Origin of the sequence: Paracoccus sp. SMMA_5_TC (assembly GCF_009696685.2) — a bacterium.
Lineage (GTDB): Bacteria > Pseudomonadota > Alphaproteobacteria > Rhodobacterales > Rhodobacteraceae > Paracoccus.
Window position 1 is genome coordinate 1,714,525 of the sequence record NZ_CP102355.1, and the last position, 21,932, is coordinate 1,736,456.

21 protein-coding genes and 1 other RNA gene are annotated in these 21,932 nt (G+C 65.0%); 15 read left to right on the forward strand and 7 right to left on the reverse strand.

Features of this window, described 5'->3' with window-relative positions; translation table 11 throughout:
- Positions 1 to 18 precede the first annotated feature (18 nt).
- Positions 19 to 444, forward strand: a complete 426-nt coding sequence (locus tag GB880_RS08850; RefSeq protein ID WP_154491050.1) for a DoxX family protein — start codon at positions 19 to 21, stop codon at positions 442 to 444.
- Between the two features lie 64 nt (positions 445 to 508).
- On the opposite strand, the gene GB880_RS08855 is transcribed toward GB880_RS08850, so the two are convergent.
- The 5 genes from GB880_RS08855 to GB880_RS08875 all read right to left on the reverse strand — a co-directional run bounded on the left by GB880_RS08855 (position 509) and on the right by GB880_RS08875 (position 4,365).
- Positions 509 to 1,291, reverse strand: coding sequence for a MetQ/NlpA family ABC transporter substrate-binding protein (locus GB880_RS08855; RefSeq protein WP_154491053.1), 783 nt, complete (start codon positions 1,289 to 1,291; stop codon positions 509 to 511).
- Positions 1,292 to 1,308: 17 nt separating this feature from the next.
- Positions 1,309 to 1,983, reverse strand: a complete 675-nt coding sequence (locus tag GB880_RS08860; RefSeq protein ID WP_154491056.1) for a methionine ABC transporter permease — start codon at positions 1,981 to 1,983, stop codon at positions 1,309 to 1,311.
- The gene (locus tag GB880_RS08865) at positions 1,973 to 3,019 is read right to left on the reverse strand and encodes a methionine ABC transporter ATP-binding protein (RefSeq protein ID WP_154491059.1); all 1,047 of its coding nucleotides are present in this window, start codon (positions 3,017 to 3,019) and stop codon (positions 1,973 to 1,975) included. The genes GB880_RS08860 and GB880_RS08865 overlap by 11 nt, the downstream gene beginning before the upstream one ends.
- Positions 3,020 to 3,151: 132 nt before the next feature.
- Positions 3,152 to 3,892 carry a triose-phosphate isomerase gene (tpiA, locus tag GB880_RS08870; protein ID WP_154491062.1) on the reverse strand — a complete coding sequence of 247 codons (741 nt, stop codon included), beginning with the start codon at positions 3,890 to 3,892 and terminating at the stop codon, positions 3,152 to 3,154.
- 101 nt (positions 3,893 to 3,993) lie between these two features.
- Positions 3,994 to 4,365: a HesB/IscA family protein gene (locus tag GB880_RS08875; RefSeq protein ID WP_154491065.1), complete on the reverse strand. Its 372-nt coding sequence runs from the start codon at positions 4,363 to 4,365 to the stop codon at positions 3,994 to 3,996.
- Between the two features lie 190 nt (positions 4,366 to 4,555).
- Here GB880_RS08875 and rpsD point away from each other — a divergent pair, with 190 nt between their 5' ends.
- The gene (rpsD, locus tag GB880_RS08880) at positions 4,556 to 5,176 is read left to right on the forward strand and encodes a 30S ribosomal protein S4 (protein WP_154491068.1); all 621 of its coding nucleotides are present in this window, start codon (positions 4,556 to 4,558) and stop codon (positions 5,174 to 5,176) included.
- A 165-nt stretch (positions 5,177 to 5,341) separates the two neighbouring features.
- Positions 5,342 to 5,980 (forward strand): hypothetical protein, encoded by a 639-nt coding sequence (locus tag GB880_RS08885; RefSeq protein WP_154491071.1) that lies wholly within the window; start codon positions 5,342 to 5,344, stop codon positions 5,978 to 5,980.
- 78 nt (positions 5,981 to 6,058) lie between these two features.
- Here the strand turns inward: GB880_RS08885 and acnA are convergent, their stop codons facing one another.
- Positions 6,059 to 8,839 (reverse strand): aconitate hydratase AcnA, encoded by a 2,781-nt coding sequence (acnA, locus tag GB880_RS08890; protein ID WP_154491074.1) that lies wholly within the window; start codon positions 8,837 to 8,839, stop codon positions 6,059 to 6,061.
- A gap of 256 nt (positions 8,840 to 9,095) precedes the next feature.
- On the opposite strand from acnA, the gene GB880_RS08895 reads away from it, so the two are divergent.
- From GB880_RS08895 to GB880_RS08950, 12 genes are all read left to right on the forward strand, one after another.
- On the forward strand, positions 9,096 to 10,232 hold the full coding sequence (locus tag GB880_RS08895) for a DUF1223 domain-containing protein (RefSeq protein ID WP_229774286.1): 1,137 nt from the start codon (positions 9,096 to 9,098) through the stop codon (positions 10,230 to 10,232).
- A gap of 45 nt (positions 10,233 to 10,277) precedes the next feature.
- On the forward strand, positions 10,278 to 10,880 hold the full coding sequence (locus GB880_RS08900; protein WP_263467057.1) for an inner membrane-spanning protein YciB: 603 nt from the start codon (positions 10,278 to 10,280) through the stop codon (positions 10,878 to 10,880).
- Positions 10,881 to 10,937: 57 nt separating this feature from the next.
- Positions 10,938 to 12,110 (forward strand): O-succinylhomoserine sulfhydrylase, encoded by a 1,173-nt coding sequence (metZ, locus tag GB880_RS08905; protein ID WP_154491077.1) that lies wholly within the window; start codon positions 10,938 to 10,940, stop codon positions 12,108 to 12,110.
- 95 nt (positions 12,111 to 12,205) lie between these two features.
- The gene (gene folE2 / locus GB880_RS08910; protein ID WP_154491080.1) at positions 12,206 to 13,171 is read left to right on the forward strand and encodes a GTP cyclohydrolase FolE2; all 966 of its coding nucleotides are present in this window, start codon (positions 12,206 to 12,208) and stop codon (positions 13,169 to 13,171) included.
- Between the two features lie 54 nt (positions 13,172 to 13,225).
- The gene (locus GB880_RS08915; RefSeq protein WP_263467058.1) at positions 13,226 to 15,622 is read left to right on the forward strand and encodes an ATP-dependent helicase; all 2,397 of its coding nucleotides are present in this window, start codon (positions 13,226 to 13,228) and stop codon (positions 15,620 to 15,622) included.
- A gap of 45 nt (positions 15,623 to 15,667) precedes the next feature.
- Positions 15,668 to 16,037, forward strand: an RNA gene (gene rnpB / locus GB880_RS08920) — RNase P RNA component class A.
- Between the two features lie 181 nt (positions 16,038 to 16,218).
- A complete protein-coding gene (rpmG, locus tag GB880_RS08925) occupies positions 16,219 to 16,386 on the forward strand; it encodes a 50S ribosomal protein L33 (RefSeq protein ID WP_011750518.1) in 168 nt (55 codons plus the stop codon).
- A gap of 97 nt (positions 16,387 to 16,483) precedes the next feature.
- Positions 16,484 to 17,218 (forward strand): TIM barrel protein, encoded by a 735-nt coding sequence (locus GB880_RS08930; protein WP_154491083.1) that lies wholly within the window; start codon positions 16,484 to 16,486, stop codon positions 17,216 to 17,218.
- 226 nt (positions 17,219 to 17,444) lie between these two features.
- Positions 17,445 to 18,740: a sn-glycerol-3-phosphate ABC transporter substrate-binding protein UgpB gene (gene ugpB / locus GB880_RS08935; RefSeq protein ID WP_154491086.1), complete on the forward strand. Its 1,296-nt coding sequence runs from the start codon at positions 17,445 to 17,447 to the stop codon at positions 18,738 to 18,740.
- Positions 18,741 to 18,791: 51 nt separating this feature from the next.
- The gene (gene ugpA, locus GB880_RS08940) at positions 18,792 to 19,673 is read left to right on the forward strand and encodes a sn-glycerol-3-phosphate ABC transporter permease UgpA (protein ID WP_154491089.1); all 882 of its coding nucleotides are present in this window, start codon (positions 18,792 to 18,794) and stop codon (positions 19,671 to 19,673) included.
- Positions 19,666 to 20,529, forward strand: coding sequence for a sn-glycerol-3-phosphate ABC transporter permease UgpE (gene ugpE, locus GB880_RS08945; RefSeq protein WP_154491092.1), 864 nt, complete (start codon positions 19,666 to 19,668; stop codon positions 20,527 to 20,529). Before ugpA ends, ugpE begins: the two co-directional genes overlap by 8 nt.
- Positions 20,530 to 21,609 carry a sn-glycerol-3-phosphate import ATP-binding protein UgpC gene (locus GB880_RS08950; RefSeq protein WP_154491095.1) on the forward strand — a complete coding sequence of 360 codons (1,080 nt, stop codon included), beginning with the start codon at positions 20,530 to 20,532 and terminating at the stop codon, positions 21,607 to 21,609. It begins immediately after the preceding gene.
- Here GB880_RS08950 and GB880_RS08955 read toward each other — a convergent pair.
- Positions 21,604 to 21,927, reverse strand: coding sequence for a carboxymuconolactone decarboxylase family protein (locus GB880_RS08955; protein ID WP_154491098.1), 324 nt, complete (start codon positions 21,925 to 21,927; stop codon positions 21,604 to 21,606). The two genes, GB880_RS08950 and GB880_RS08955, sit on opposite strands and share 6 nt — an antisense overlap.
- Positions 21,928 to 21,932 lie beyond the last annotated feature (5 nt).

A 21,932-nucleotide genomic window follows, 5' to 3' on the forward strand; every position in this document is an offset into this window, starting at 1 on the left:
TTTTCCGGGAACGCTCCGATGAACACCGACACCACGCTGCGCAATGCTGAACTGGCCGCCCTGATCCTGCGGCTTTCGACGGGCCTTTGGTTCGTGATCCACGGCCTGATCAAGGTCTTTGTCTTTACCCCCGCTGGCACCGCCGGCTATTTCGAGTCGATCGGCCTGCCGGGTGTGCTGGGCTATCTGACCATCGCGGCCGAGGTGCTGGGTGGTCTGGCCCTGCTGGCGGGGATCGGCACGCGCCTGGTCTCGTTGCTGCTGGCGGCGGTGCTGCTTGGCGCGGCCTGGTTCGGGCATGGCTCGGCCGGTTTTACCTTCAGCAATGCCGGCGGCGGCTGGGAATATCCGGTGCTGTGGGCGGTGGTGATGCTGACCCTGTCGCTGCTGGGCGATGGCGCCTGGTCGCTGGCCCGGCGCGGCCGGACCACCGCCGCCGGCTGACGCCCGCAACCCGCAATCGCAAGGCGCCGCGCGCCCCGTTGGAACGGGGCGCGCGCATATGTTCTTACCAGGCGGGGATCACCGCGCCGGTGTATTTGCCCTGGATATAGGCCTTGACCTCATCCGAGTGGTAGGCCTCGACCAGGGCCTTGGCCCAGGGTGCATCCTTGTCGGCGCTGCGCACCACGATGATATTGGCATAGGGGCTTTCGGCCGCCTCGATGGCGATGGCGTCCTTTTCGGGGTTCAACCCGGCCTCGAGCGCGAAATTGGTGTTGATCACCGCGATGTCGGCATCGGCCAGCGCCCGCGGCAGCTGCGCGGCATCCAGCTCCAGGAATTTCAGACCGCGGCTGTTTTCCGTCACATCCAGCGGGGTCGGGGTGAGGCCGGTGCCCTCGGCCAGCTTGATCAGCCCCTTTTCCTGCAACAACAGCAAGGCCCGGCCGCCGTTGGTCGGATCGTTGGGGATGGCGACCTTGGCGCCCTCGGCCAGGTCGTCAAGCGACTTCAGCTTGTCGGAATAGACGCCCATGGGGGTGGTGATGGTCTTGCCGACGGCGACCAGGTCAAAGCCGCGGTCCTTGATCTGGTTGTCCAGATAGGGCTGGTGCTGAAAGCTGTTCGCGTGCAGGTCGCCGTCGTTCAGCGCCTGGTTCGGGATCACATAGTCGGTGAATTCGATGATCTGGATGTTCAGCCCCTTGGTCTCGGCGACCTTGGCGACCTGTTCCATGATCTGGGCATGTTCGCCGACGGTCACGCCAACCTTGATGTCCTCGGCCGCGGCCATGCCGGCGCCCAGCGCCAGGATCGAGGCGGCAAGGGCAAGGCGAAATCTGCGCATGGTGTATCCTTTCATGCTTACCGGCCCCGGTTGCGGGGCGCGCGCTTGTCGAAACGGGCGGCGATCCATTCCCCAAGGGATTGCACCGCCTGAACCAGGAAAATCAGGATAAGGACGACGGCCAGCATCACCTCGGGCATGAAGCGCTGATAGCCATAGCGGATGCCCAGGTCGCCCAGGCCGCCGCCGCCGACCGCGCCGACCATGGCCGAATAGCCGATCAGGCTGACCACGGCCAAGGTCAACCCCAGGATGATGCCGGGCATCGCCTCGGGGACCAGCACCTTGCGCACGATCTGCAAGGGCGTGGCCCCCATGGCACGGGCGGCCTCGATCAGGCCAGCATCGACCTCGCGGATGGCGGTTTCGACCAGCCGGGCGATGAAGGGCGCGGCGGCGATGGTCAGCGGCACGATGGCGGCGGTGGTGCCGATCGAGGTGCCGGCGATCAGCCGCGTGAAGGGGATGATCGCCACCACCAGGATGATGAACGGGGTCGAACGGGCCGCGTTGACCACCAGCCCCAGCGCCGTGTTCACCAGCGGCGCCGACAGCAGTTCCCCCCGGCGCGAGGTGGCCAGGAAGATGCCCAGCGGCGCGCCGATCAACGTGCCCAGCACCGTCGACATCAGCACCATGTAAAGCGTTTGCAGGGTCGAGCCCCACAGGATCGGGATCAGGTTAGCCGACATAGCCCAGCACCTCGGTCATAAGCCCGTGTTGTTCCAGAAACGCCTGCGATTGCGCCAGCCGTCCGGCGGGCAGGCCGACGATCAGGCTGCCAAAGGGCTGGGTGCCGATTTCCTCGATGGCGCCGGCCAGGATATTGACGCTGACGCCATGTTCGGCGGTCAGTCGCGCCAGCATCGGGTCGGTGGCGTGCTGGCCGGTGAAGGTGATCTGAACCACCGCCTCGGCATCCGCGGTCTGCGGGCTGTCGGTCAGCAGCTTGGCCACGAATTGCGGAATGGCGACGCTGGTCACGCCTTGCAGGAAACTGCGTGTGGTCGGGTGCTGCGGGCGCGAGAATACCCCGTAGGTTTCGCCTGCCTCGACGATGCGCCCGGATTCGATCACCGCCACATGGCTGCAGATGTCGCGCACCACCGCCATTTCATGGGTGATGAGCAGGATGGTCAGGCCCAGATCGCGGTTGATGTCGCGCAGCAGGTCCAGAACCTGCCGGGTGGTATCGGGATCCAGCGCCGACGTTGCCTCGTCCGACAGCAGCACGCGGGGCCCGGTCGCCAGCGCGCGGGCGATGCCCACGCGCTGTTTCTGCCCGCCCGACAGTTCCGCCGGATAGCGCCCGGCCTGGGCGGTCAGGCCGACGCGCTCGATCAGTTCGGCCACACGGGGGGCGATGCCTTCGGCCGGCTCGCCGGCGATTTCCAGCGGCAGGGCGATGTTTTCGGCAACCGTGCGCGAAGAGAGCAGGTTGAAGTGCTGAAAGATCATCCCGACCTCGCGCCGGATTGCGCGCAAGGCCACGTCGCTTGCGGCGCCGACGTCATGGCCATTGACCAGCACCTGCCCGGACGAGGGACGCTCAAGCCCGTTCACCATCCGCAAGAGCGTGGATTTGCCCGCGCCCGAGCGGCCGATGATACCGGTGATCGCGCCCTGGGGCACGTCAAGGTCGATGTCATGCAGGGCCACCACATCGCCGCCGCCCTTTTGCGGATAGCGACGTGTCACCCCCCGGAATGAGATTGCTGGCTCGGCCATGGTCCTGTCCTGAGTGTCCGGGCTGACCTATGCGGCATCGGCCCCGCTTGACAAGGGCAGGCGGGGCCGAAATCCGATGACATCATTCCGGTGCAGGGCGTCGATCAGGAACAGCGTTCCCTTGCGCCGGTATCACGCCGCGTCAAGCGCGGCGATGATCGGGCCGAAATCGTCGGCCTTCAGGCTGGCGCCACCGACCAGCGCCCCATTCACATGCGCGATGGCAAAGATCTCGGCTGCGTTGCCCGGCTTGACCGAACCACCATATAGCAGGGTGATTTCTGCACCATCGGACAGGCGTGCCGCCAATTCCTTGCGCATCAGGGCGTGAACCTCGGCGATCTGATCGCCGGTCGGGGTGCGGCCGGTGCCGATGGCCCAGACCGGCTCATAGGCGATGACGGTATTTGCGGCCGTTGCGCCTTGCGGGACCGATCCTGCCAGCTGCGCCGAAATCACCGCCAGCGTCTCGCCCGCATCGCGCTGGGCTTCGGTCTCGCCCACGCAGATCACGGCGACCAGGCCGGCGGCATGGGCGGCCTGCGCCTTGGCGGCGACCAGGGCATCGGTTTCGCCGTGATCGCTGCGGCGCTCGGAATGGCCCAGGATCACATGGCTGGCGCCCGCATCCCGCAGCTGCGCAGCGGCAATATCGCCGGTGTGCGCACCGGCGGGCTGCGGATGGCAGTCCTGACCGCCGACCGCGATATGACCCGACCGCGCCGCCAGGGCGTGGATCAAGGTCGCCGGCGGGCAGATCAGCACGTCGCAGCCCGGAGCCGGGTGATCGGACAGCAGTCGATCGACCTCGGCCAGCGAGGCCAGGGTTCCATTCATCTTCCAATTGCCGGCGGCAAGTTTGCGCGGGGCCATCAGCCTCTCCCTCATGATGTTTGGGCGGGGATAGGCCGCGATGCGGCGCCAATCAAGACGGCATGGCGGGGCCGGGCTGCCTGATCGGCCGCCACGGACCTTCAACCATCCGCGCGCGCTGTCGGAGCGGTGCCGAAACTCACCGATTCGCCGCATCCGCAGCTTTCGGTGACATTGGGGTTGCGAAAGCGGAAACCGGATTCCAGCAGGCCCGTTTCATAATCGATTTCCGTTCCGAACAGGAACATCTGCGCCGTGGGTGCGATCAGCAGCCGGGCATCGCCCTGTTCCACGATCTCGTCGCCGGGCGCGGGGGTGTCGGCCAGTTCCAGCGTATATTCCATGCCGGCGCAGCCGCCCTTCTTCAGGCCGATGCGCAGCCCGTTGGCCGATTTTGCAGCCATCAGCCGCGCGATCTGGCGTTCGGCGGCCGGGGTGAGGGTGACGGGGCTTTTGCCGGGGATCGAAAACATGACCTGTCTTTCCTGTTCGCTGCCCCTGACATAAGAACATGCAGCCTGCGGCTCAAGGGCCGCTTGACACTGGCGCTGCTGCGGCTATAAGCGCCGCTTCATTGGTGTTGGTGGACCCCGCAAGGGGAACCCTGTCGGGCATGATGCCAAAGGACAACGCCCTTCGACAAGAGACAGAAGGAGATCAGCGATGACGAAACGCACCGCTGCCAAGTACAAGATCGACCGCCGCATGGGCGAAAACATCTGGGGTCGCGCCAAGTCGCCGCTGAACAAGCGCGAATACGGCCCCGGTCAGCACGGTCAGCGCCGCAAGGGCAAGCTGTCGGATTTCGGCACCCAGCTGCGCGCCAAGCAGAAGCTCAAGGGTTATTACGGCGACCTGACCGAAAAGCAGTTCCGCCGCATCTATGCCGAGGCCGAGCGTGTGAAGGGCGATACCGGCGAAAACCTGATCGGTCTGCTGGAGCGCCGTCTGGACGCGGTCGTCTATCGCGCGAAACTGGTCCCCACCATCTTTGCCGCCCGCCAGTTCGTGAACCACGGCCATGTCGAGGTGAATGGCAAGCGCGTGAACATCCCGTCCTATCGCGTCAAGGAAGGCGACGTGATCTCGGTGCGCGAACGTTCGCGTCAACTGGCCATCGTGCTCGAGGCCGTCGGCTCGGCCGAGCGTGATGTGCCCGATTATCTGGAAGTCGACCACAACAAGATGACGGTTTCGTTTGTCCGCACCCCGGCCCTGGGCGATGTGCCCTATCCGGTGGTGATGGAACCGAACCTGGTCGTCGAATTCTACGCCAAGAACTGATCCGTTCAGGATACGGGTTTGCAGGCCGTCCCACCGGGGCGGCCTTTGCATTTTCCCGGCTTGCGCTGCGGTTTTGGCGCAACAGCGCGATCCCTCACGCGCGCGTGGTTTGCAACCCTTGGCGTCCTGTCCGAAACCGGCCACAGACGACCAAGGGGAAAAGTCATGCGCATCTGGATCATGCTGCTGGCCGCCGCTGCTCTGGCAGGCCCGATCAATGCCCAGGAAACCGACGCAACCGCAGAGCCCGCGGGCCGACCCGTGCCCGAGGAACGGCTGTGGACCTGCGAGACGTCGATTGCAGGCGAACGGACTGAAATCAACTATGTCCGCGACGCCGAATTTCATGCCAATGTCGGCAGGTTGGAGCGGAATCTGGCGGGCTGGGGACGCATCAGCTGTCCGGGCTATGTCACCCTGCGCGAGATCCTGCGCCGCAACCAGATGGCCGATGACGGCAGCTATTGTCTTTTGTGGGACAAGGCGGGCGACACCTATATCGGCGCGCAAAGGGGCGCGCGCAAAGCCAATGCGCTGTGTCGCAAGACGTTTTGCGAACGCGTCAACGCCACCCGCCAGGCCGCCTTTCGCAACGCCAATGCGCTGGCCATTGCCGGTTACGACAGCGTGACGCAACGCCCGGGCGCGGCGATCCTGGCCGCAACCTCGGGATCGATGGTCGGCACGCTCGAGGCGGCCGGTGCGGCAGCCGCAGGTCTGGCGGCTTCGCCCGTGGCGGTCGGCTCGATGGTCATCGGCTCGGCCGCGGTGGGCGGCACGCTGTGGTATTGCGCCGAGGAATAGCAAGCCGGACCCCGGATGCGGAAGGGGCCGCCCGTCGGCGGCCCCTTGTCATTGCTTTCGCCCGGGATCCGCCCGGGATCAGGCGCGGGCCAGGTTGCGCAGCACGTAATGCAGCACGCCGCCGTTTTCGAGATATTCGATCTCGACCTCGGTATCGACGCGGGCCTTGAGCTGGATGGTCTTTTCCCGACCGTCGGCATAGCGGATGGTGCAGGGCACCAGCGACAGCGGCTTGAAGTCACCCTCGAGCCCGTCGATCGAGATCACCTCGTCGCCGGTCAGGCCCAGCGTCTTGCGGTTGTCGCCGCCGGTGAACTCGAACGGGATCACGCCCATGCCAACCAGGTTGGAACGGTGGATGCGCTCGAAGCTTTCGGCGATCACCGCCTTGACGCCCAGCAGGTTGGTGCCCTTGGCCGCCCAGTCGCGCGACGAACCGGCGCCGTATTCGATGCCGCCCACCACGATCAGCGGGATACCGGCGTCCTTGTAGGCCATCGCCGCGTCATAGATCGACGTCTGCTGGCCGTCCGGCCCCTTGGTATAACCGCCCTCGACGCCATCGAGCATCTCGTTCTTGATGCGGATATTGGCAAAGGTGCCGCGCATCATCACTTCATGGTTGCCGCGGCGCGAGCCATAGCTGTTGAAGTCCTTGGGCGCGACCTGACGCTCGGTCAGGTATTTGCCGGCCGGTGTGGTCGGCTTGAACGACCCGGCGGGCGAGATGTGGTCGGTGGTGATCATGTCACCCAGCAGCGCCAGGATGCGGGCGCCGTGGATATTGTGGATCGCGCCCTTGTCCTTGCCCATGCCCTGGAAATAGGGCGGGTTCTGGATATAGGTCGAGCTCGCCGGCCAGTCATAGGTTTCGCTGTCCGTGACCTCGACCGCCTGCCAGCGTTCGTCGCCCTTGAACACATCGGCGTATTTCGACTGGAACATCTCGCGGGTGACGATGGTATCGACCAGTTCCGCCACCTCTTTCGAGCTGGGCCAGATATCCTTCAGGAACACAGGCTTGCCGTCGGCGGTATGGGCCAGCGGCTGTGTCGTCAGGTCGATATTCATGTCGCCGGCGATCGCATAGGCCACGACCAGCGGCGGGCTGGCCAGATAGTTGGCGCGCACGTCCGGGCTGATGCGGCCCTCGAAGTTGCGGTTGCCGGACAGGACCGAAACCGCGACCAGATCGTTGTCATTGATCGACTTCGAGATTTCCGGCGCCAGCGGGCCCGAGTTGCCGATGCAGGTGGTGCAGCCAAAGCCGACCAGGTTGAAGCCCAGCGCGTCCAGATCCTCTTGCAGGCCGGCGGCTTGCAGATATTCGGCCACCACCTGCGATCCCGGCGCCAGCGAGGTCTTGACCCAGGGCTTGCGGGTCAGGCCAAGCGCGCGCGCCTTGCGTGCCACCAGGCCTGCGGCCATCAGCACATAGGGGTTCGAGGTGTTGGTGCAGGATGTGATCGAGGCGATCACCACCGAACCATCGCGCAGGGTGTAATCCTGGCCCTCGACTGCGCCGGTATTCAGATGGCCGTGATGGCCTCCGGGAATTTCCTCGGGCGCGGGATTGGGCGCGCCGCCTTCGCGGGTCATCTTTTCCTTTTGCTCGGCCGGGACCGAGGGGGCGGGACGGACGCCAAGGATATAGTCGCGGAAGGCCTTGGCCGAATCGGTCAAGGCGACGTGATCCTGAGGCCGTTTCGGTCCCGAGATGGCGGGCACCACGTCGCCCTGATCCAGTTCCAGGGTCGAGGAATAGACCGGCGCATAATCGCGGGTCCGCCAGAAGCCGTTCTGCTTGGCATAGGCTTCGACCAGGGCGATGCGGGATTCGTCGCGGCCAGTCTGGCGCAGATAGCGCAGGGTTTCGTCATCGATGGGGAAGAAGCCGCAGGTGGCGCCGTATTCGGGGGCCATGTTGGCGATGGTGGCGCGGTCGGCCAGCGGCATGTGGTCAAGCCCTTCGCCGTAGAATTCGACGAACTTGCCGACGACGCCGTGCTTGCGCAGCATCTGCACCACCTTCAGCACCAGGTCGGTGGCGGTCACGCCTTCGCGCAGCGCGCCGGTGATCTTGAAGCCCACGACCTCGGGGATCAGCATGGACACCGGCTGGCCCAGCATCGCGGCCTCGGCCTCGATCCCGCCCACGCCCCAGCCAAGGACCGCCAGACCGTTGACCATGGTGGTGTGGCTGTCGGTGCCGACCAGCGTGTCGGGATAGGCGACGGTCTTGCCGTTCTGGTCGGTGTCGGTCCAGACGGTCTGGGCCAGGTATTCCAGGTTGACCTGATGGCAGATGCCAGTGCCCGGCGGCACCACGCGGAAGTTCTGGAAAGCGTTCTGGCCCCATTTCAGGAACTGATAGCGTTCCATGTTGCGTTCATATTCCAGCTCGACGTTGCGCTGGAAGGCGCGGGGCGTGCCGAATTCATCGATCATCACCGAATGGTCGATGACCAGATCGACCGGGTTCAGCGGGTTGATCTTTTGCGGATTGCCCCCCAGCGCCTTGATGCCGTCACGCATCGCAGCCAGGTCCACCACCGCCGGAACGCCGGTGAAGTCCTGCATCAGCACCCGCGCCGGGCGATAGGCGATCTCGCGCGGGTTCTGGCCACCCTTTTGCGCCCATTCCGCAAAGGCGCGGATGTCATCGACGCTGACGGTGCGTCCCCCATCCTCGAAGCGCAGCAGGTTTTCCAGCACCACCTTCAGCGAGGCCGGCAGCTTCGAGAAATCACCCAGTCCGGCTTCGGTCGCGGCGTCGATCGAATAATAGTCGTAGCTTTGTCCGCCGACCTGCAACTGGCGGCGGGTCCGGGCGGTGTCGGTTCCGGTTTCGATGGGCATGGCTCGGCTCCCTATCCCTGAAAGGTGGCTCAGTGACGCTGCGTCCCGGCCCATGTGCCCGTTTTCGGGCAGCGGATCAAGAGGCGCTGGCGATGTTTGTATGCAATGGTATGCCAAATTCTGCGGCCTTCATCAAGATGTGGGTTTTGGGTCACGCTCACGGGGCGGGCACATGGGTCTAACAAAGCCTTGATTTGTTGTCGGCGCTGCCCAGGGGTTAGCTGATGCATCTGCAAGGGTTCGGACTACGGATGAGATGGCGTTGGTGCAGCGCATGACGGGCAGGGCGGGCAAGGGCGGTCGGAGGTTGCTGCTGCTGGCGCTGACGCTTTTGCTATGGGGCGTTGCGCTGGGCGGCGGGATTTCGGCGCAGGCCCAGCCGGGGCCGGATGGTGCGCAGGCTGCCGCGACGGATACCATGGTCGACAGTGAGGCGGGGCCCGCAGCCGCCCCCGGGCAGCAATCCGATACGGGCCGCAGCCTGAATGACCCGGCAACAGGTGATTCCCTGTCGCCCGGTTCGGGGGACGGCGCGCTGATCGAGGCGCCGGCCGAACCTGGCACGGTGCCTGCGACGGAAGTTCCCGCGGATCCGAACCCCGACGCCCGCGCCGCCTGGGGTCTCGAGATCCAGTCCCCGCAACCCGGCCCTGCCGCGCCCGTGAACCGTTTCACCGAGTCGCAGGGCCGTCAGCGACTGGTCGGTCCCATCGACCACCCCCCCATCGTGATCGAGCTTTTCACGTCCCAGGGCTGTTCGTCATGTCCCCCCGCGGACGAGATGCTGGCCGATCTTGCCGACCGGCAGGACGTGCTGGCACTGTCCTGGCATGTCGATTACTGGGACTATCTGGGTTGGGTCGATGAATTCGCCCGTCCCGAATTCACCCTGCGCCAGCAGGCATATGCACATCAGTCCGGCGAACGGGCGATCTATACGCCGCAGATGATCGTGGGCGGCACCGATACCCTGATCGCCCTGCGCCCGGCCGAGGTGATGACCTTGCTGCATGGCCAGATGGCCCGACCGGCGCCGGTGATGGTTTCGGCCCGCCAGGATGGGGGCAGCTATCGCATCGACATCACCCCCCGGCGGGCGATCGGCGAACGGGTCGCGATCATCCTGGTGCGCTATCTGCCCAGCCGCAAGGTTCCGATCCGCGCCGGCGAGAACCGCGGCCTGACTGTCGAATATCGCAATATCGTCGTGGCCGCCGAACGGGTGGCGGAATGGGACGGCCGCGCGCCGCTGCGCATCAGCGTGACGCCCGAGGGCAAAAGCGGTGACCAGTTCCCCGGTGATACCCGTCACGCCATCCTGGCCCAGCAACTTGGCCAAGGCGATCCCCGGCGGGCCAGCGGCCCGATCCTGGCCGCGATCCGGCTGGACTGAACGCCCGGATCGCCATAGACAGCCTGCATCCACAAGGAGGCCGCCGTGACCCCGGAACGCAAGATAAATCCCTGGCTCAAGGTCGGGCTCGAATTCGGTCCGCTGCTGCTGTTCTTTGCGGTGTTCATGCGCCTGCGCGAGCGCAGCGTGATGCTGGCGGGGACCGAGTATTCCGGCTTTGTGGTGGCGACGCTGGTGTTCGTGCCGGTGCTGGTTCTGTCCACGCTGGCCTTGTGGCGCCTGACCGGGCGGCTGGCACCGATGCAGATCGCCACCCTGGTGCTCGTGGTCGTGTTCGGCGGGCTGTCGGTGTGGTTGAATGATCCGAAATTCTTCAAGATGAAGCCCACGATCATCTACCTGCTGTTTGCGGCGCTGCTGGCGATCAGCCTGCTGCTCAGGCGCAACTGGTTGCAGCTGGTCATGTCCGAAGCCCTGCCGATGGATGCCGAAGGCTGGCGCATCCTGACCCGGCGGCTGGTGGCGCTGTTTCTGGGGCTGGCGCTGGCCAACGAACTGGTCTGGCGCAGCATGTCGGAAACCGCCTGGGTCAATTTCAAGACCTTTGGCCTGCCGGCGATCATGGTGGTGTTTTTCGTGCTGAACGCCCGACTTTTCGAGCGTCACGCCGTCAGCCGGGACGACTGATGGCTTGAACGGCTGCCGCGCCAGGCGTATCCGGGCCCCATCCAAAGGGAGTCCGCCATGACCGAAAAGCCTCTGCATCCGCGCACCCGGGCCGTGCATCACGGCATCCGCCGCAGCCAATACGGCGAAATGGCCGAGGCGCTGTTCATGACGCAGGGCTTTTCCTATGACAGCGCCGAACAGGCCGAGGGCCGCTTTGTCAAATCCGGGCCGGACGAATTCATCTATGCCCGCTACGGCAATCCCACCTCGCGCATGTTCGAGGATCGCGTCGCCAATCTGGAAGGAACCGAGGACGCCTTTGCCACGGCATCGGGCATGGCGGCGGTCAATGGCGCGCTGATGTGCCTTGCCCGGCCCGGAGATCACATCGTCTCGTCCAGGGCGCTGTTCGGATCCTGCCTTTACGTGCTCGAGGTTCTGGCCCGTTTCGGGGTCGAGATCAGCTATGTGGACGGCACCGATCTGGATCAGTGGCGCGCGGCGGTCCGTCCCGGCACCCGTGCGGTGTTCTTTGAATCCGTGTCGAACCCCACGCTCGAGGTCATCGACATCCAGGCGGTGGCCGAAATCGCCCATGCCGCCGGCGCGCTGGTGGTGGTGGACAACGTCTTTGCCACCCCGGTCTACAGCCGCGCGGCCCAGCAGGGGGCGGATGTGATCGTCTATTCCTCGACCAAACATATCGACGGGGCAGGGCGCTGCCTGGGCGGGGTGATCTGCGGCAGCCGCCATTTCGTGCGCGAGGTTGCCGAACCCTATCTGAAGCACACCGGCGCGGCCATCAGCCCCTTCAACGCCTGGATCATGCTGAACGGCCTGACCACGCTGGACCTGCGGGTGCGGGCCCAGACGGAAAGCGCGCTTGCACTGGCGCAGGCGATGCAGGGCCAGCCCGGGGTGGCGCGGGTGATCTATCCGGGCCTGCCCGATCATCCGCAATACGACCTGGTTCAGCGCCAGATGGGCGCCGGCGGCACCATGGTCGCCATCGATCTGGGCAGCAAGGACGCGGCCTTTGCAGCGCTGAACCGGCTGCGCGTCTTTCAGATCTCGAACAACCTGGGCGATGCGAAATCCATCGCCACCCATCCGGCGACGACCACGCATCAGCGCCTGACCCCCGAGGCGCGGGCCGGTCTGGGCATTACCCCCGGACTGCTGCGGCTGTCGATCGGGCTGGAGCATGCCGACGATCTGATCGCCGATTTGCGTCAGGCGCTGACCTGAAGGCGCCAGGCGGGGGCGATTGTCCTTCGCCCCCCCTTTTGTTTGCGGCGGGCAATCCCCACATTGCCTGCCGACCGTCATGCCGGAGGGAGACCATGACCGAGGCCCGCCCCGTCGCCACCCTACGCGCCTATCCGGCGCTGTCGCGCGATTATCCCGCCGATTTTCGCGTCGATGCCGCCTACAAGGCCAGCCTGCCGGATCTGCAGAACGGCCCGGCCAGCCTGATCGTCGGCGCCCGCGCGCCGATCCAGCACGTGGGCATTTCCAATTTCCGCTTGCCGATCCGCTATCAGACCCGCGAGGGCGGCGAGATCACGCTGGAAACCAGCGTCACCGGCACCGTCAGCCTGGAGGCCGATCGCAAGGGCATCAACATGAGCCGCATCATGCGCTCGTTCTACGCCCATGCCGAAAAGCAGTTCTCGATGCGGGTGCTGCAAGCCGCGCTCGAGGATTACAAATCCGACCTGGACAGCATCGATGCCCGCATCCAGATGCGGTTGAGCTATCCGATGCGGGTGGGGTCGCTGCGATCGGGCCTCAGCGGCTGGCAATATTACGACATCGCCCTGGAACTGGCCGAGAAGGCCGGCGAACGGCTGCGCATCATGCATTTCGATTATGTCTACAGCTCGACCTGCCCCTGTTCGCTGGAACTCAGCGAACATGCCCGGCAGATGCGCGGCCAGCTGGCGACGCCGCATTCGCAACGCTCGATCGCGCGGATCTCGGCGGTGATGCAGGGCGATACCCTGTGGTTCGAGGACATGGTCGAATTGTGCCGGCGCGCCGTGCCCACCGAAACCCAGGTCATGGTCAAGCGCGAGGATGAACAGGCGTTCGCCGAACTTAACGCCGCCCACCCGCTGTTCGTCGAGGATGCGGTGCGCGCCTTTGCAGCCGAACTTCTGGCCGAACCGCGCATCGGCGATTTCCGCGTCGTGGCCAGTCATCAGGAATCGCTGCATTCCCACGACGCGGTGTCGGTGCTGACCCAGGGCGACACCTTTGCCCAGGCCAGTCTGGATCCGTCGATCTTTGCCGGCTTGCGGGCCTGAACAAGTCGTGAACATGGGCTTTCTTCGCGCGGCAAGCGCCGCTATGCTCGCGTCATGAGCGATTTCGACGATTCCGATGCCTTTCTTGCAGCCGACGCGGCCGCGCCGGTGCCGCTGTCGCAGCGCGCCGCCGCCGCGCGTCCCGCGCCCTATCTGGAGGGGCTGAACCCCGCCCAGCTTGCCGCCGTGCAGGCGCTTGACGGGCCGGTGCTGCTGCTGGCCGGGGCAGGCACGGGCAAGACCCGGGCCCTGACCACGCGCATCGCGCATCTGCTATCCCAAGGCAAGGCGCGGCCGGGGCAGATTCTGGCGGTGACCTTCACCAACAAGGCCGCGCGCGAGATGAAGGATCGCATCGGCAGGTTGCTGGGCGAAATGGTCGAGGGCATGCCTTGGCTGGGCACCTTTCACAGCATCAGTGTGAAGATCCTGCGCCGCCACGCCGAACTGGTGGGCGACGGCGAGCTGCATCTGAAGCCCAGCTTCACCATCCTGGACACCGACGATCAGCTGCGGCTGCTGCGCCAGTTGATCGCGGCCGAGAATATCGACGAAAAGCGCTGGCCGGCGCGACAACTGGCCGGGCTGATCGACGGCTGGAAAAACCGCTGCATCACCCCCGCCAGCCTGCCCCGCGGCGAAGAGCGCGCCTTTGACGGCTGGGGCGGGCGGCTTTACCGCGCCTATCAGCGGCGACTGCTGGAACTGAACGCGGTCGATTTCGGCGATCTGCTGATGCATTGCGTCAGCATCTTCCAGGCGCATCCCGATGTGCTGAAACAATGGCAGGACCGTTTCCGCTATATCCTCGTCGACGAATATCAGGACACCAATGCGGCGCAGTATCTGTGGCTGCGCCTGCTGGCCCAGGGGCATCGCAACATCTGCTGCGTGGGCGATGACGACCAGTCGATCTATGGCTGGCGCGGGGCCGAGGTGGGCAACATCCTGCGGTTCGAGACCGATTTTCCCGGTGCGACGGTCATCCGGTTGGAACAGAACTATCGCTCGACCCCGCATATCCTGGCTGCCGCCTCGGGGCTGATCGCGGCCAACAAGGGCCGGCTGGGCAAGACGCTGTGGACCGAGGCGACGGGCGGCGAGCGCGTGCGCCTGATTGGCCATTGGGACAGCGAGGCAGAAGCGCGCTGGATCGGCGAGGAAATCGAGGCGTTTCACGGCGGCCATCGCCACAGCATCGGCCGGCGCAGCCTGAACGATATCGCGATCCTGGTGCGCGCCAGCCACCAGATGCGCGCCTTCGAGGATCGGTTCATGACCATCGGCCTGCCCTATCGGGTGATCGGCGGGCCTCGCTTCTACGAACGCCAGGAAATCCGCGATGCCATGGCCTATTTCCGGCTGGCGGTCAGCCCGGCCGACGATCTGGCTTTCGAGCGCATCGTGAACGTGCCCAAGCGCGGCCTGGGCGACAAGGCGGTGCAGAAGATCCAGGCCGAGGCGCGCGTCCGCGGCCTGTCGCTGACCGAAGGCGCGGCCTCGGCGGTGGCAACCGGGGTGCTGGGCGGCAAGGGCGCGGCGGCGTTGCGCCATCTGGTCGAGGCGCTGGGCCGCTGGCACGTCGATGCGCTGGACAGCCGCGTCAACCATGTCGAGCTGGCCGAGCGGATCCTGGACGAATCCGGCTATACCGCCATGTGGCAGAACGACAAGTCCCCCGACGCGCCGGGGCGGCTCGACAACCTCAAGGAACTGGTCAAGGCGCTTGAGGAATTCGACAACCTCCAGGGCTTTCTGGAACATGTCGCACTGGTGATGGATGCCGAACAAGGCGAGCAGGCCGAACAGGTCAGCATCATGACCCTGCATGCCGCCAAGGGGCTTGAATACCCGATCGTGTTCCTGCCCGGGTGGGAGGACGGCCTGTTCCCCAGCCAGCGCAGCATGGACGAAACCGGCACCCGTGGCCTCGAAGAGGAACGCCGCCTGGCCTATGTCGGCATCACCCGGGCCGAGGAACTGGCGACGATCAGTTTTGCCGGCAATCGCCGGATGTATGGGCAATGGCAGTCCAGCCTGCCGTCGCGCTTCATCGATGAACTGCCGCCCGATCATGTCGATGTGCTGACCCCCCCGGGGCTTTACGGGGGCGGGTATGGTGCCGCGGCGCAGCCCTTTGCCGCATCGGCCATGCATGAGCGTGCGGCACGCGCCGATGTCTACAACTCGCCCGGCTGGAAGCGCATGCAGGAGCGCAGCGCCCAGCGGGCGCAGCCGGTGCACCGCGTGCCGGTGACGATCGACGCCGAACCTGCGGCGCGTTTTTCGGTCGGCGACCGGGTGTTTCACCAGAAATTCGGCAATGGCACGATCATGGGCATCGCCGAGGATACGCTGACGGTCGAATTTGCCACCGGCTTCAAGACCATCAAGGCGTCATATGTTCAGCCCGCGCATCAGGACGGGTCACGGGACGACGTGCCCTTCTAGTCCGGTGCTTGACCGCATCTGTGGTCCCGCCTATCTCTGCGGGGCGCGGATGGCCGGATGACCGCGGCGAGCGATCGTCGAGGAAAGTCCGGACTCCATGAAGGCACGGTGCCGGGTAACGCCCGGCGGGGGCAACCCCAGGGAAAGCGCCACAGAGAACAGACCGCCCGCGCCTGCGCGGGCAAGGGTGAAACGGTGGGGTAAGAGCCCACCGCGGGCCTGGCAACAGGACCGGCACGGCAAGCCCCACCGGGAGCAATGCCGAATAGGGACCGCGCGTCGCAAGACAGGGCTGCCTTTGCCCCAGCAGGTCCGGGTTGGCAGCTAGATCCCGTCAGCAATGGCGGGGCCAGATGAATGGTCATCGAAGGGGGAAACCCCGGAACAAAATCCGGCTTACAGGCCATCCGCGCAATCTGATGCCTTGTCGCTGGCCGACCGACCAAAGCGGCGCGCTGCATGCCGGCCTTGCCGCAAAGAGCCGTTTTCTGCCCGATTCCCGGTTGACTTCGACCGGATCACGGCTAAAAGGCGGGCTTCAAGAGATTCCACGGGGTCCGCGTCACGCGTCTTGCCCCGCAGCAGGAGCGACGAAGATGGCGAAGCCGACGACGATCAAGATCCGTCTGAACTCGACGGCCGGGACCGGGCATTTCTATGTCACCAAGAAAAATGCCCGCACGATGACCGAAAAGATGACGGTCAACAAATACGACCCGGTCGTGCGCAAGCATGTCGAGTACAAGGAAGGCAAGATCAAGTAAGATCTGCCCGCGAAGATTTGATTGAGGCCGTGCCTTGCAGGTGCGGCCTTTCCCTTGTGGGCGCTTGCCTTGCACCGCCGTCGGATCAAGGGCTGTCATGCTGCTGCTGGCCAATACGGGCTTTCTGTTCACCGATCTGCCGTTTCCGCAGCGTCTGGCCGCGGCTGCGGCTGCGGGGTTCGACGGCATCGAATGTCACGACGAATTGCAGCGTCAGGATACGGGCCTGGTTGCGGCCGAGCTGGCGCGGCTGGGGCTGGTCATGGGCGGGCTGAACCTGCGCATGGGGCCCGGCATGGGCGTGGCCGCCCTGCCGGGGCATGAGGGGCGCTTTGCCGTCGATGTTGCTGCGGCCCATCTTGCCGCGACGCAGGTCGGTGCCGGGGCCATTCATGTCCTGGCCGGTCGCGGCGACACGGACGAGGCCACCTATCGTGCCAACCTGCGCCGCGCCTGCGATCTGACCGACCGGCTGTTGCTGATCGAGCCGATCTGCGCGCAGGCGGTGCCGGACTATCATCTGTCGCGGGTGGAGCACGCGCTGGAACTGGCGCAGATGCTGGGTCCGCGGGTCCGGGTCATGTTCGACTGGTTTCACGCCGCCACCGAACTGGGCGCGGCGCCGGCGGCCGCGATGCTGCGCCGCCATCGCGAGCTGATTGCCCATGTGCAGGCGGCCTCGATTCCAGACCGCAACGAGCCGCCGGCCGAACTGCTGCAAGACCTGGCTGGCGTCGGCTTCGACCGCATCGGCATGGAATATCGCCCCAGCCGCCCTCCGGCAGACTATCTGCGCGGGTTGGCCGGGGGCCGGGGCGTCAATCCGTCGTGACGCAGCGTCGCAAACCGTAACGCGCTGAAATGTCACCCGGCTTTTACACGCTGCGCCGATGGTTGCGCCGCAATGACGCGCCCTGCGCTGCCATCGTGCCATACCAGAATGTCAGTTGCGAATTGACAGGCTCGACCCTGGCGGGCCAGAAATTCGGCATGGCATGCCGGCGGGCAGGGGACGTCAGGCGCAAATGCGACGCCCAAGGGCGAAATCGGAGGATGACATGAACAAGACTGTTTTCTGGCTGGCCGGGCTGATGGCGCTGCCGGTCGCGGCCGAGGCCAAGACCGAAATTTCCTGGTGGCATGCGATGACCGGCGCCAATGCCGAGGTCGTCGCCAAGATCGCCGGCGATTTCAACGCCAGCCAGTCTGATTACGAGGTCAAGCCCGTGTTCAAGGGCACCTATCCCGAAACCCTGAACGCCGGTATTGCCGCCTTTCGCGCTGGCCAGGCCCCGGACATCATTCAGGTGTTCGATGTGGGAACCGGGGTGATGATGGGCGCGCAGGGCGCCATCAAACCCGTGGCCGAGGTGTTGCAGCAAGGCGGTTTCACCTTCGACAAGGCCCAGTATCTGCCGGGCATCGTCGGCTATTATTCGACGCCCGCCGGGGAAATGCTGTCCTTTCCTTACAACTCGTCCTCGCCCGTGTTGTATTACAACAAGGAAATCTTCAGAAAGGCCGGGCTTGATGTCGACAACCCGCCCAAGACATGGGCCGAAGTCTGGGCCGCCGCCCGCAAGATCAAGGAATCCGGGGCGGCCAGTTGCGGCTATACCTCGACCTGGCTGACCTGGATCCATACCGAGAACTTTGCCGCCTGGAACAATGTCAGCTGGGGCACCAACGAAAACGGCCTGGCCGGCACCCCCGAGCTGAAGATCGACGGGCCGCTGTTCGTCAAACACTTCCAGGAACTGGCCGATCTGGCCAAGGAAGGCGTGTTTGTCTATGGCGGCCGCACCAGCGAGGCCAAGCAGAACTTCACCTCGGGCGAATGCGGGATTTTGACCGAAAGCTCGGGCGGGCTGGGCGATATCATCAAATCCGGCATGGATTACGGCATCGGCCAGTTGCCCTATGACGAGACCGCCGAAGGTGCGCCGCAGAACACCGTGCCGGGCGGGGCCTCGCTGTGGGTGATGGGTGGCAAGTCGGACGAAACCTACAAAGGGGTCGCTGCCTTCTTCAACTATCTGTCCCAGACCGAGGTGCAGCAGTATCTGCACGAACAATCGGGCTATCTGCCGGTGACGCTGGCCGCCTATGAGGCGACCAAGGCCTCGGGGTTTTATGAGCAGAATCCGGCCCGCGAAACGCCGGTGCTGCAATTGATGGGCAAGGCGCCGACCGAAAACTCCAAGGGCGTGCGGGCGCCGAACCTGCCGCAGCTGCGCGACATCCAGAACGAGGAATACGAAAAGATGCTGGCTGGACAGCAGGATGCCGCGACGGCGCTGAAGAATGCCGTCGAACGCGGCAATGCCGCGATCAAGGAAGCCGTCGGCGGCTGAGGAGATACCGGGGGCGCCCCCTGGCGGGCGCCCTCTGGATTCGGGGGACGGATGCGACGCACGGTATTTCCGCACAAGTTGCTGCCCTGGCTGCTGCTGGCGCCGCAACTTGCCATCACGCTGGTGTTCTTCTACTGGCCGGCAGCGCAGGCATTTCGCCAGTCGCTGCTGAGGGAAGATGCCTTTGGCCTGAACAGCAGCTTTGTCGGCCTGGCCAATTTCCGCAAGGTCCTGTCGGATCCCAATTACCTGAACGCGGTTCAGGTGACGGTGATATTCTCGGCCCTGGTCGCCTGTCTGGCGATGGCCATTGCCCTGTTTCTGGCGGTTCAGGCCGAAAAGATCATTCGCGGCAAGGGTTTTTACCGCACGCTGATGATCTGGCCCTATGCGGTGGCGCCGGCAATCGCCGGGATGCTGTGGCTGTTCATGTTCAACCCCGGCTTCGGCACCCTGGCCTGGCCGCTGCGGCAGATGGGCATCGCCTGGAATCCGTTGCTGGATGGGGATCAGGCGATGGCGCTGGTGGTGGCGGCTGCGACCTGGAAACAGATCAGCTACAATTTCCTGTTTTTTATGGCCGGCCTTCAGGCCATTCCGCGTTCGCTGATCGAGGCGGCGGCGATCGACGGCGCCTCGCGCCGCCATACCTTCTGGACCATCGTCTTTCCGCTGCTGGCGCCCACCAGTTTCTTTCTGCTGGTCGTCAATACCGTCTATGCGCTGTTCGACACTTTCGGCATCATCCATGCGGTCACCGGCGGCGGGCCGGGCAAGGCCACCGAAACCCTGGTCTACAAGGTCTATAACGACGGTTTCGTCAATCTGATCATGGGCGATTCCGCCGCGCAATCGGTCATCCTGATGCTGATCGTGATCGCCCTGACGGCGTTTCAGTTCCGCTTCATCGAAAGGCGGGTGCATTATGGCTGAGCCGCCTCCGCTGGCGCCGCGCGGGGCGGGGCGCGTGGTCGCGCATCTGTGGATGATCCTGGGGGTCATCATAGTCGCCTTCCCGGTCTATTACGTGGTTATCGCCTCGACCCATTCAACCGCAACGATCCTGCGGCCGCCGCTGCCACTGCTGCCCGGCCCGCATGCCGCCGAAAACTATGCCGAGGCTTTCGCTGGCGGCGTCAGTCGCATCGGCGGCGTCAGCCTGTGGCGGCTGCTGGCCAATACCACGCTGGTGGCGCTGGGGATCGCACTGGGCAAGATCGCGATCTCCATGGCCTCGGCCTATGCCATCGTGTTCTTTCGCTTTCCGCTGCGCATGGCCTGTTTCTGGCTGATCTTCATCACGCTGATGCTGCCGGTCGAGGTGCGCATCCAGCCGACCTACAAGGTCATGGTCGATCTGGGCCTGATCGATACCTATGCCGGGCTGATCCTGCCGCTGATCGCCTCGGCCACGGCGACGCTGCTGTTTCGGCAATTCTTCATGACCATCCCCGACGAACTGCTCGAGGCGGCACGGGTGGACGGTGCGGGGCCCTGGCGGTTTTTCCGCGACATCCTGTGGCCGCTGTCGCTGACCAATGTGGCCGCGATCTTCGTGATCCAGTTCATCTATGGCTGGACGCAATATCTGTGGCCGCTGCTGGTCACTAATTCCAACGAAATGAACACCATCGTCATCGCGCTGAAAAAGATGATCTCTTTCGCCGATGCCGATACGCCCTGGAACCTGGTGATGGTGACCAGTGTGCTGGCGATCCTGCCGCCGATCCTGGTGGTGGTGCTGATGCAGCGCTGGTTCGTCAAGGGCCTGGTCGAGACGGAGAAGTGAATGGCGCAGATCCGGTTGAAGGATGTCCGCAAAAGCTATGCCGGCAATCAGGTGATCCACGGCATCACCATGGATATTGCCGATGGCGAATTCGTGGTGATCGTCGGGCCCTCGGGCTGCGGCAAATCAACGTTGCTGCGCATGGTGGCGGGGCTTGAGGCGATCACCTCGGGCACGGTTCAGATCGGCGAGCGCGTGGTCAACGACCTGGAACCGCGCGAACGCGATATTGCCATGGTGTTCCAGAACTATGCGCTTTATCCGCATATGTCGGTGCGCGAGAACATGGCCTATGGGCTGAAGATCGCGCGTATTCCGGCGGCCGAGATCGACCGGCGCGTGGCCGATGCCGCCCGGATGCTGGAGCTGGAACCCTATCTGGACCGCAAGCCGCGCGCCCTGTCAGGTGGCCAACGCCAGCGCGTGGCGATGGGGCGGGCGCTGGTGCGCAACCCGGCCGCCTTTCTGCTGGACGAGCCGCTGTCGAACCTTGATGCCAAGCTGCGGGTGCAGATGCGCCTGCAGATCAAGGAAATGCACCTGCGCACCGGGCAGACATCGCTATACGTCACCCATGACCAGGTCGAGGCGATGACCCTGGCCGACCGGCTGATCGTGATGAACAAGGGCGTGGCCGAACAGATTGCCACCCCGCTCGAGGTCTATGCCCGCCCGGCCAGCGAATTCGTTGCCGGCTTCATCGGTTCGCCGGCGATGAACATTCTGGACGTGCAGGTGCAGGCGGGGCAGGTCATCCTGCCCGGGGGTCAGCAATTGGCCTTGCCGCTGCCGGCGGGTCGCTGGCGGCTGGGGTTGCGCCCCGAACATCTGCGCCCTGCGCGATCCGATGAGCCGGCGATGGCGGTGGATCTGCGTTCGGTCGAGCGGCTGGGGGCGGATGCCTTTGGCTATGGCATGCTGGCCGACAGCGACGTTCCGATCACGCTGCGGCTTTCGGGCACGACCGCGGCACAGCGCGGCGACCGGCTGCGGGTGGTGCCCGATCCCGCGCATCTGCATCTGTTCGATCCGACCACCGGCCGGCGCGCGGGCGAAGGGCCGGCTTACAGCTCGTCATAGGCGGCCAAGGGCCTTGGCGGCATAGACGGTGCCGGGCCCGCCCGACATTTCGATGGCGACGGCCAGCACCTCGAGCAACTCCTCGCGGCTGGCGCCGTGCGCCTTGGCCTCGCTGGTGTGAAAGATCACGCAATCCTCGCAGCCGCGACCGATGGCAACCGCGAGGGCGATCAGCTCCTTCATTGCCACGCTGATCGTGCCCGGCTGCATCGCGCTGCGCATCAGCCCGCGAAATGCGCCCATCGTGCGGCTGTCTGCGCGGAAAAGCGCGGCGGCGCGGGCATTCATGGCATCCAGCTTGTCGCGCGATGCGGTCATGGTGT

Coding starts and splice junctions, on each gene's coding strand:
- ugpB (WP_154491086.1), top strand. CDS start 17,445: ATGAACAAGACTGTTTTCTGGCTGGCCGGGCTGATGGCGCTGCCGGTC.
- ugpA (WP_154491089.1), top strand. CDS start 18,792: ATGCGACGCACGGTATTTCCGCACAAGTTGCTGCCCTGGCTGCTGCTG.
- rpsD (WP_154491068.1), top strand. CDS start 4,556: ATGACGAAACGCACCGCTGCCAAGTACAAGATCGACCGCCGCATGGGC.
- GB880_RS08855 (WP_154491053.1), bottom strand. CDS start 1,291: ATGCGCAGATTTCGCCTTGCCCTTGCCGCCTCGATCCTGGCGCTGGGC.
- rpmG (WP_011750518.1), top strand. CDS start 16,219: ATGGCGAAGCCGACGACGATCAAGATCCGTCTGAACTCGACGGCCGGG.
- GB880_RS08950 (WP_154491095.1), top strand. CDS start 20,530: ATGGCGCAGATCCGGTTGAAGGATGTCCGCAAAAGCTATGCCGGCAAT.
- GB880_RS08915 (WP_263467058.1), top strand. CDS start 13,226: ATGAGCGATTTCGACGATTCCGATGCCTTTCTTGCAGCCGACGCGGCC.
- GB880_RS08850 (WP_154491050.1), top strand. CDS start 19: ATGAACACCGACACCACGCTGCGCAATGCTGAACTGGCCGCCCTGATC.
- GB880_RS08895 (WP_229774286.1), top strand. CDS start 9,096: ATGGCGTTGGTGCAGCGCATGACGGGCAGGGCGGGCAAGGGCGGTCGG.
- GB880_RS08865 (WP_154491059.1), bottom strand. CDS start 3,019: ATGGCCGAGCCAGCAATCTCATTCCGGGGGGTGACACGTCGCTATCCG.
- GB880_RS08955 (WP_154491098.1), bottom strand. CDS start 21,927: ATGACCGCATCGCGCGACAAGCTGGATGCCATGAATGCCCGCGCCGCC.
- GB880_RS08930 (WP_154491083.1), top strand. CDS start 16,484: ATGCTGCTGCTGGCCAATACGGGCTTTCTGTTCACCGATCTGCCGTTT.
- ugpE (WP_154491092.1), top strand. CDS start 19,666: ATGGCTGAGCCGCCTCCGCTGGCGCCGCGCGGGGCGGGGCGCGTGGTC.
- acnA (WP_154491074.1), bottom strand. CDS start 8,839: ATGCCCATCGAAACCGGAACCGACACCGCCCGGACCCGCCGCCAGTTG.
- GB880_RS08860 (WP_154491056.1), bottom strand. CDS start 1,983: ATGTCGGCTAACCTGATCCCGATCCTGTGGGGCTCGACCCTGCAAACG.
- metZ (WP_154491077.1), top strand. CDS start 10,938: ATGACCGAAAAGCCTCTGCATCCGCGCACCCGGGCCGTGCATCACGGC.
- tpiA (WP_154491062.1), bottom strand. CDS start 3,892: ATGGCCCCGCGCAAACTTGCCGCCGGCAATTGGAAGATGAATGGAACC.
- GB880_RS08885 (WP_154491071.1), top strand. CDS start 5,342: ATGCGCATCTGGATCATGCTGCTGGCCGCCGCTGCTCTGGCAGGCCCG.
- folE2 (WP_154491080.1), top strand. CDS start 12,206: ATGACCGAGGCCCGCCCCGTCGCCACCCTACGCGCCTATCCGGCGCTG.
- GB880_RS08875 (WP_154491065.1), bottom strand. CDS start 4,365: ATGTTTTCGATCCCCGGCAAAAGCCCCGTCACCCTCACCCCGGCCGCC.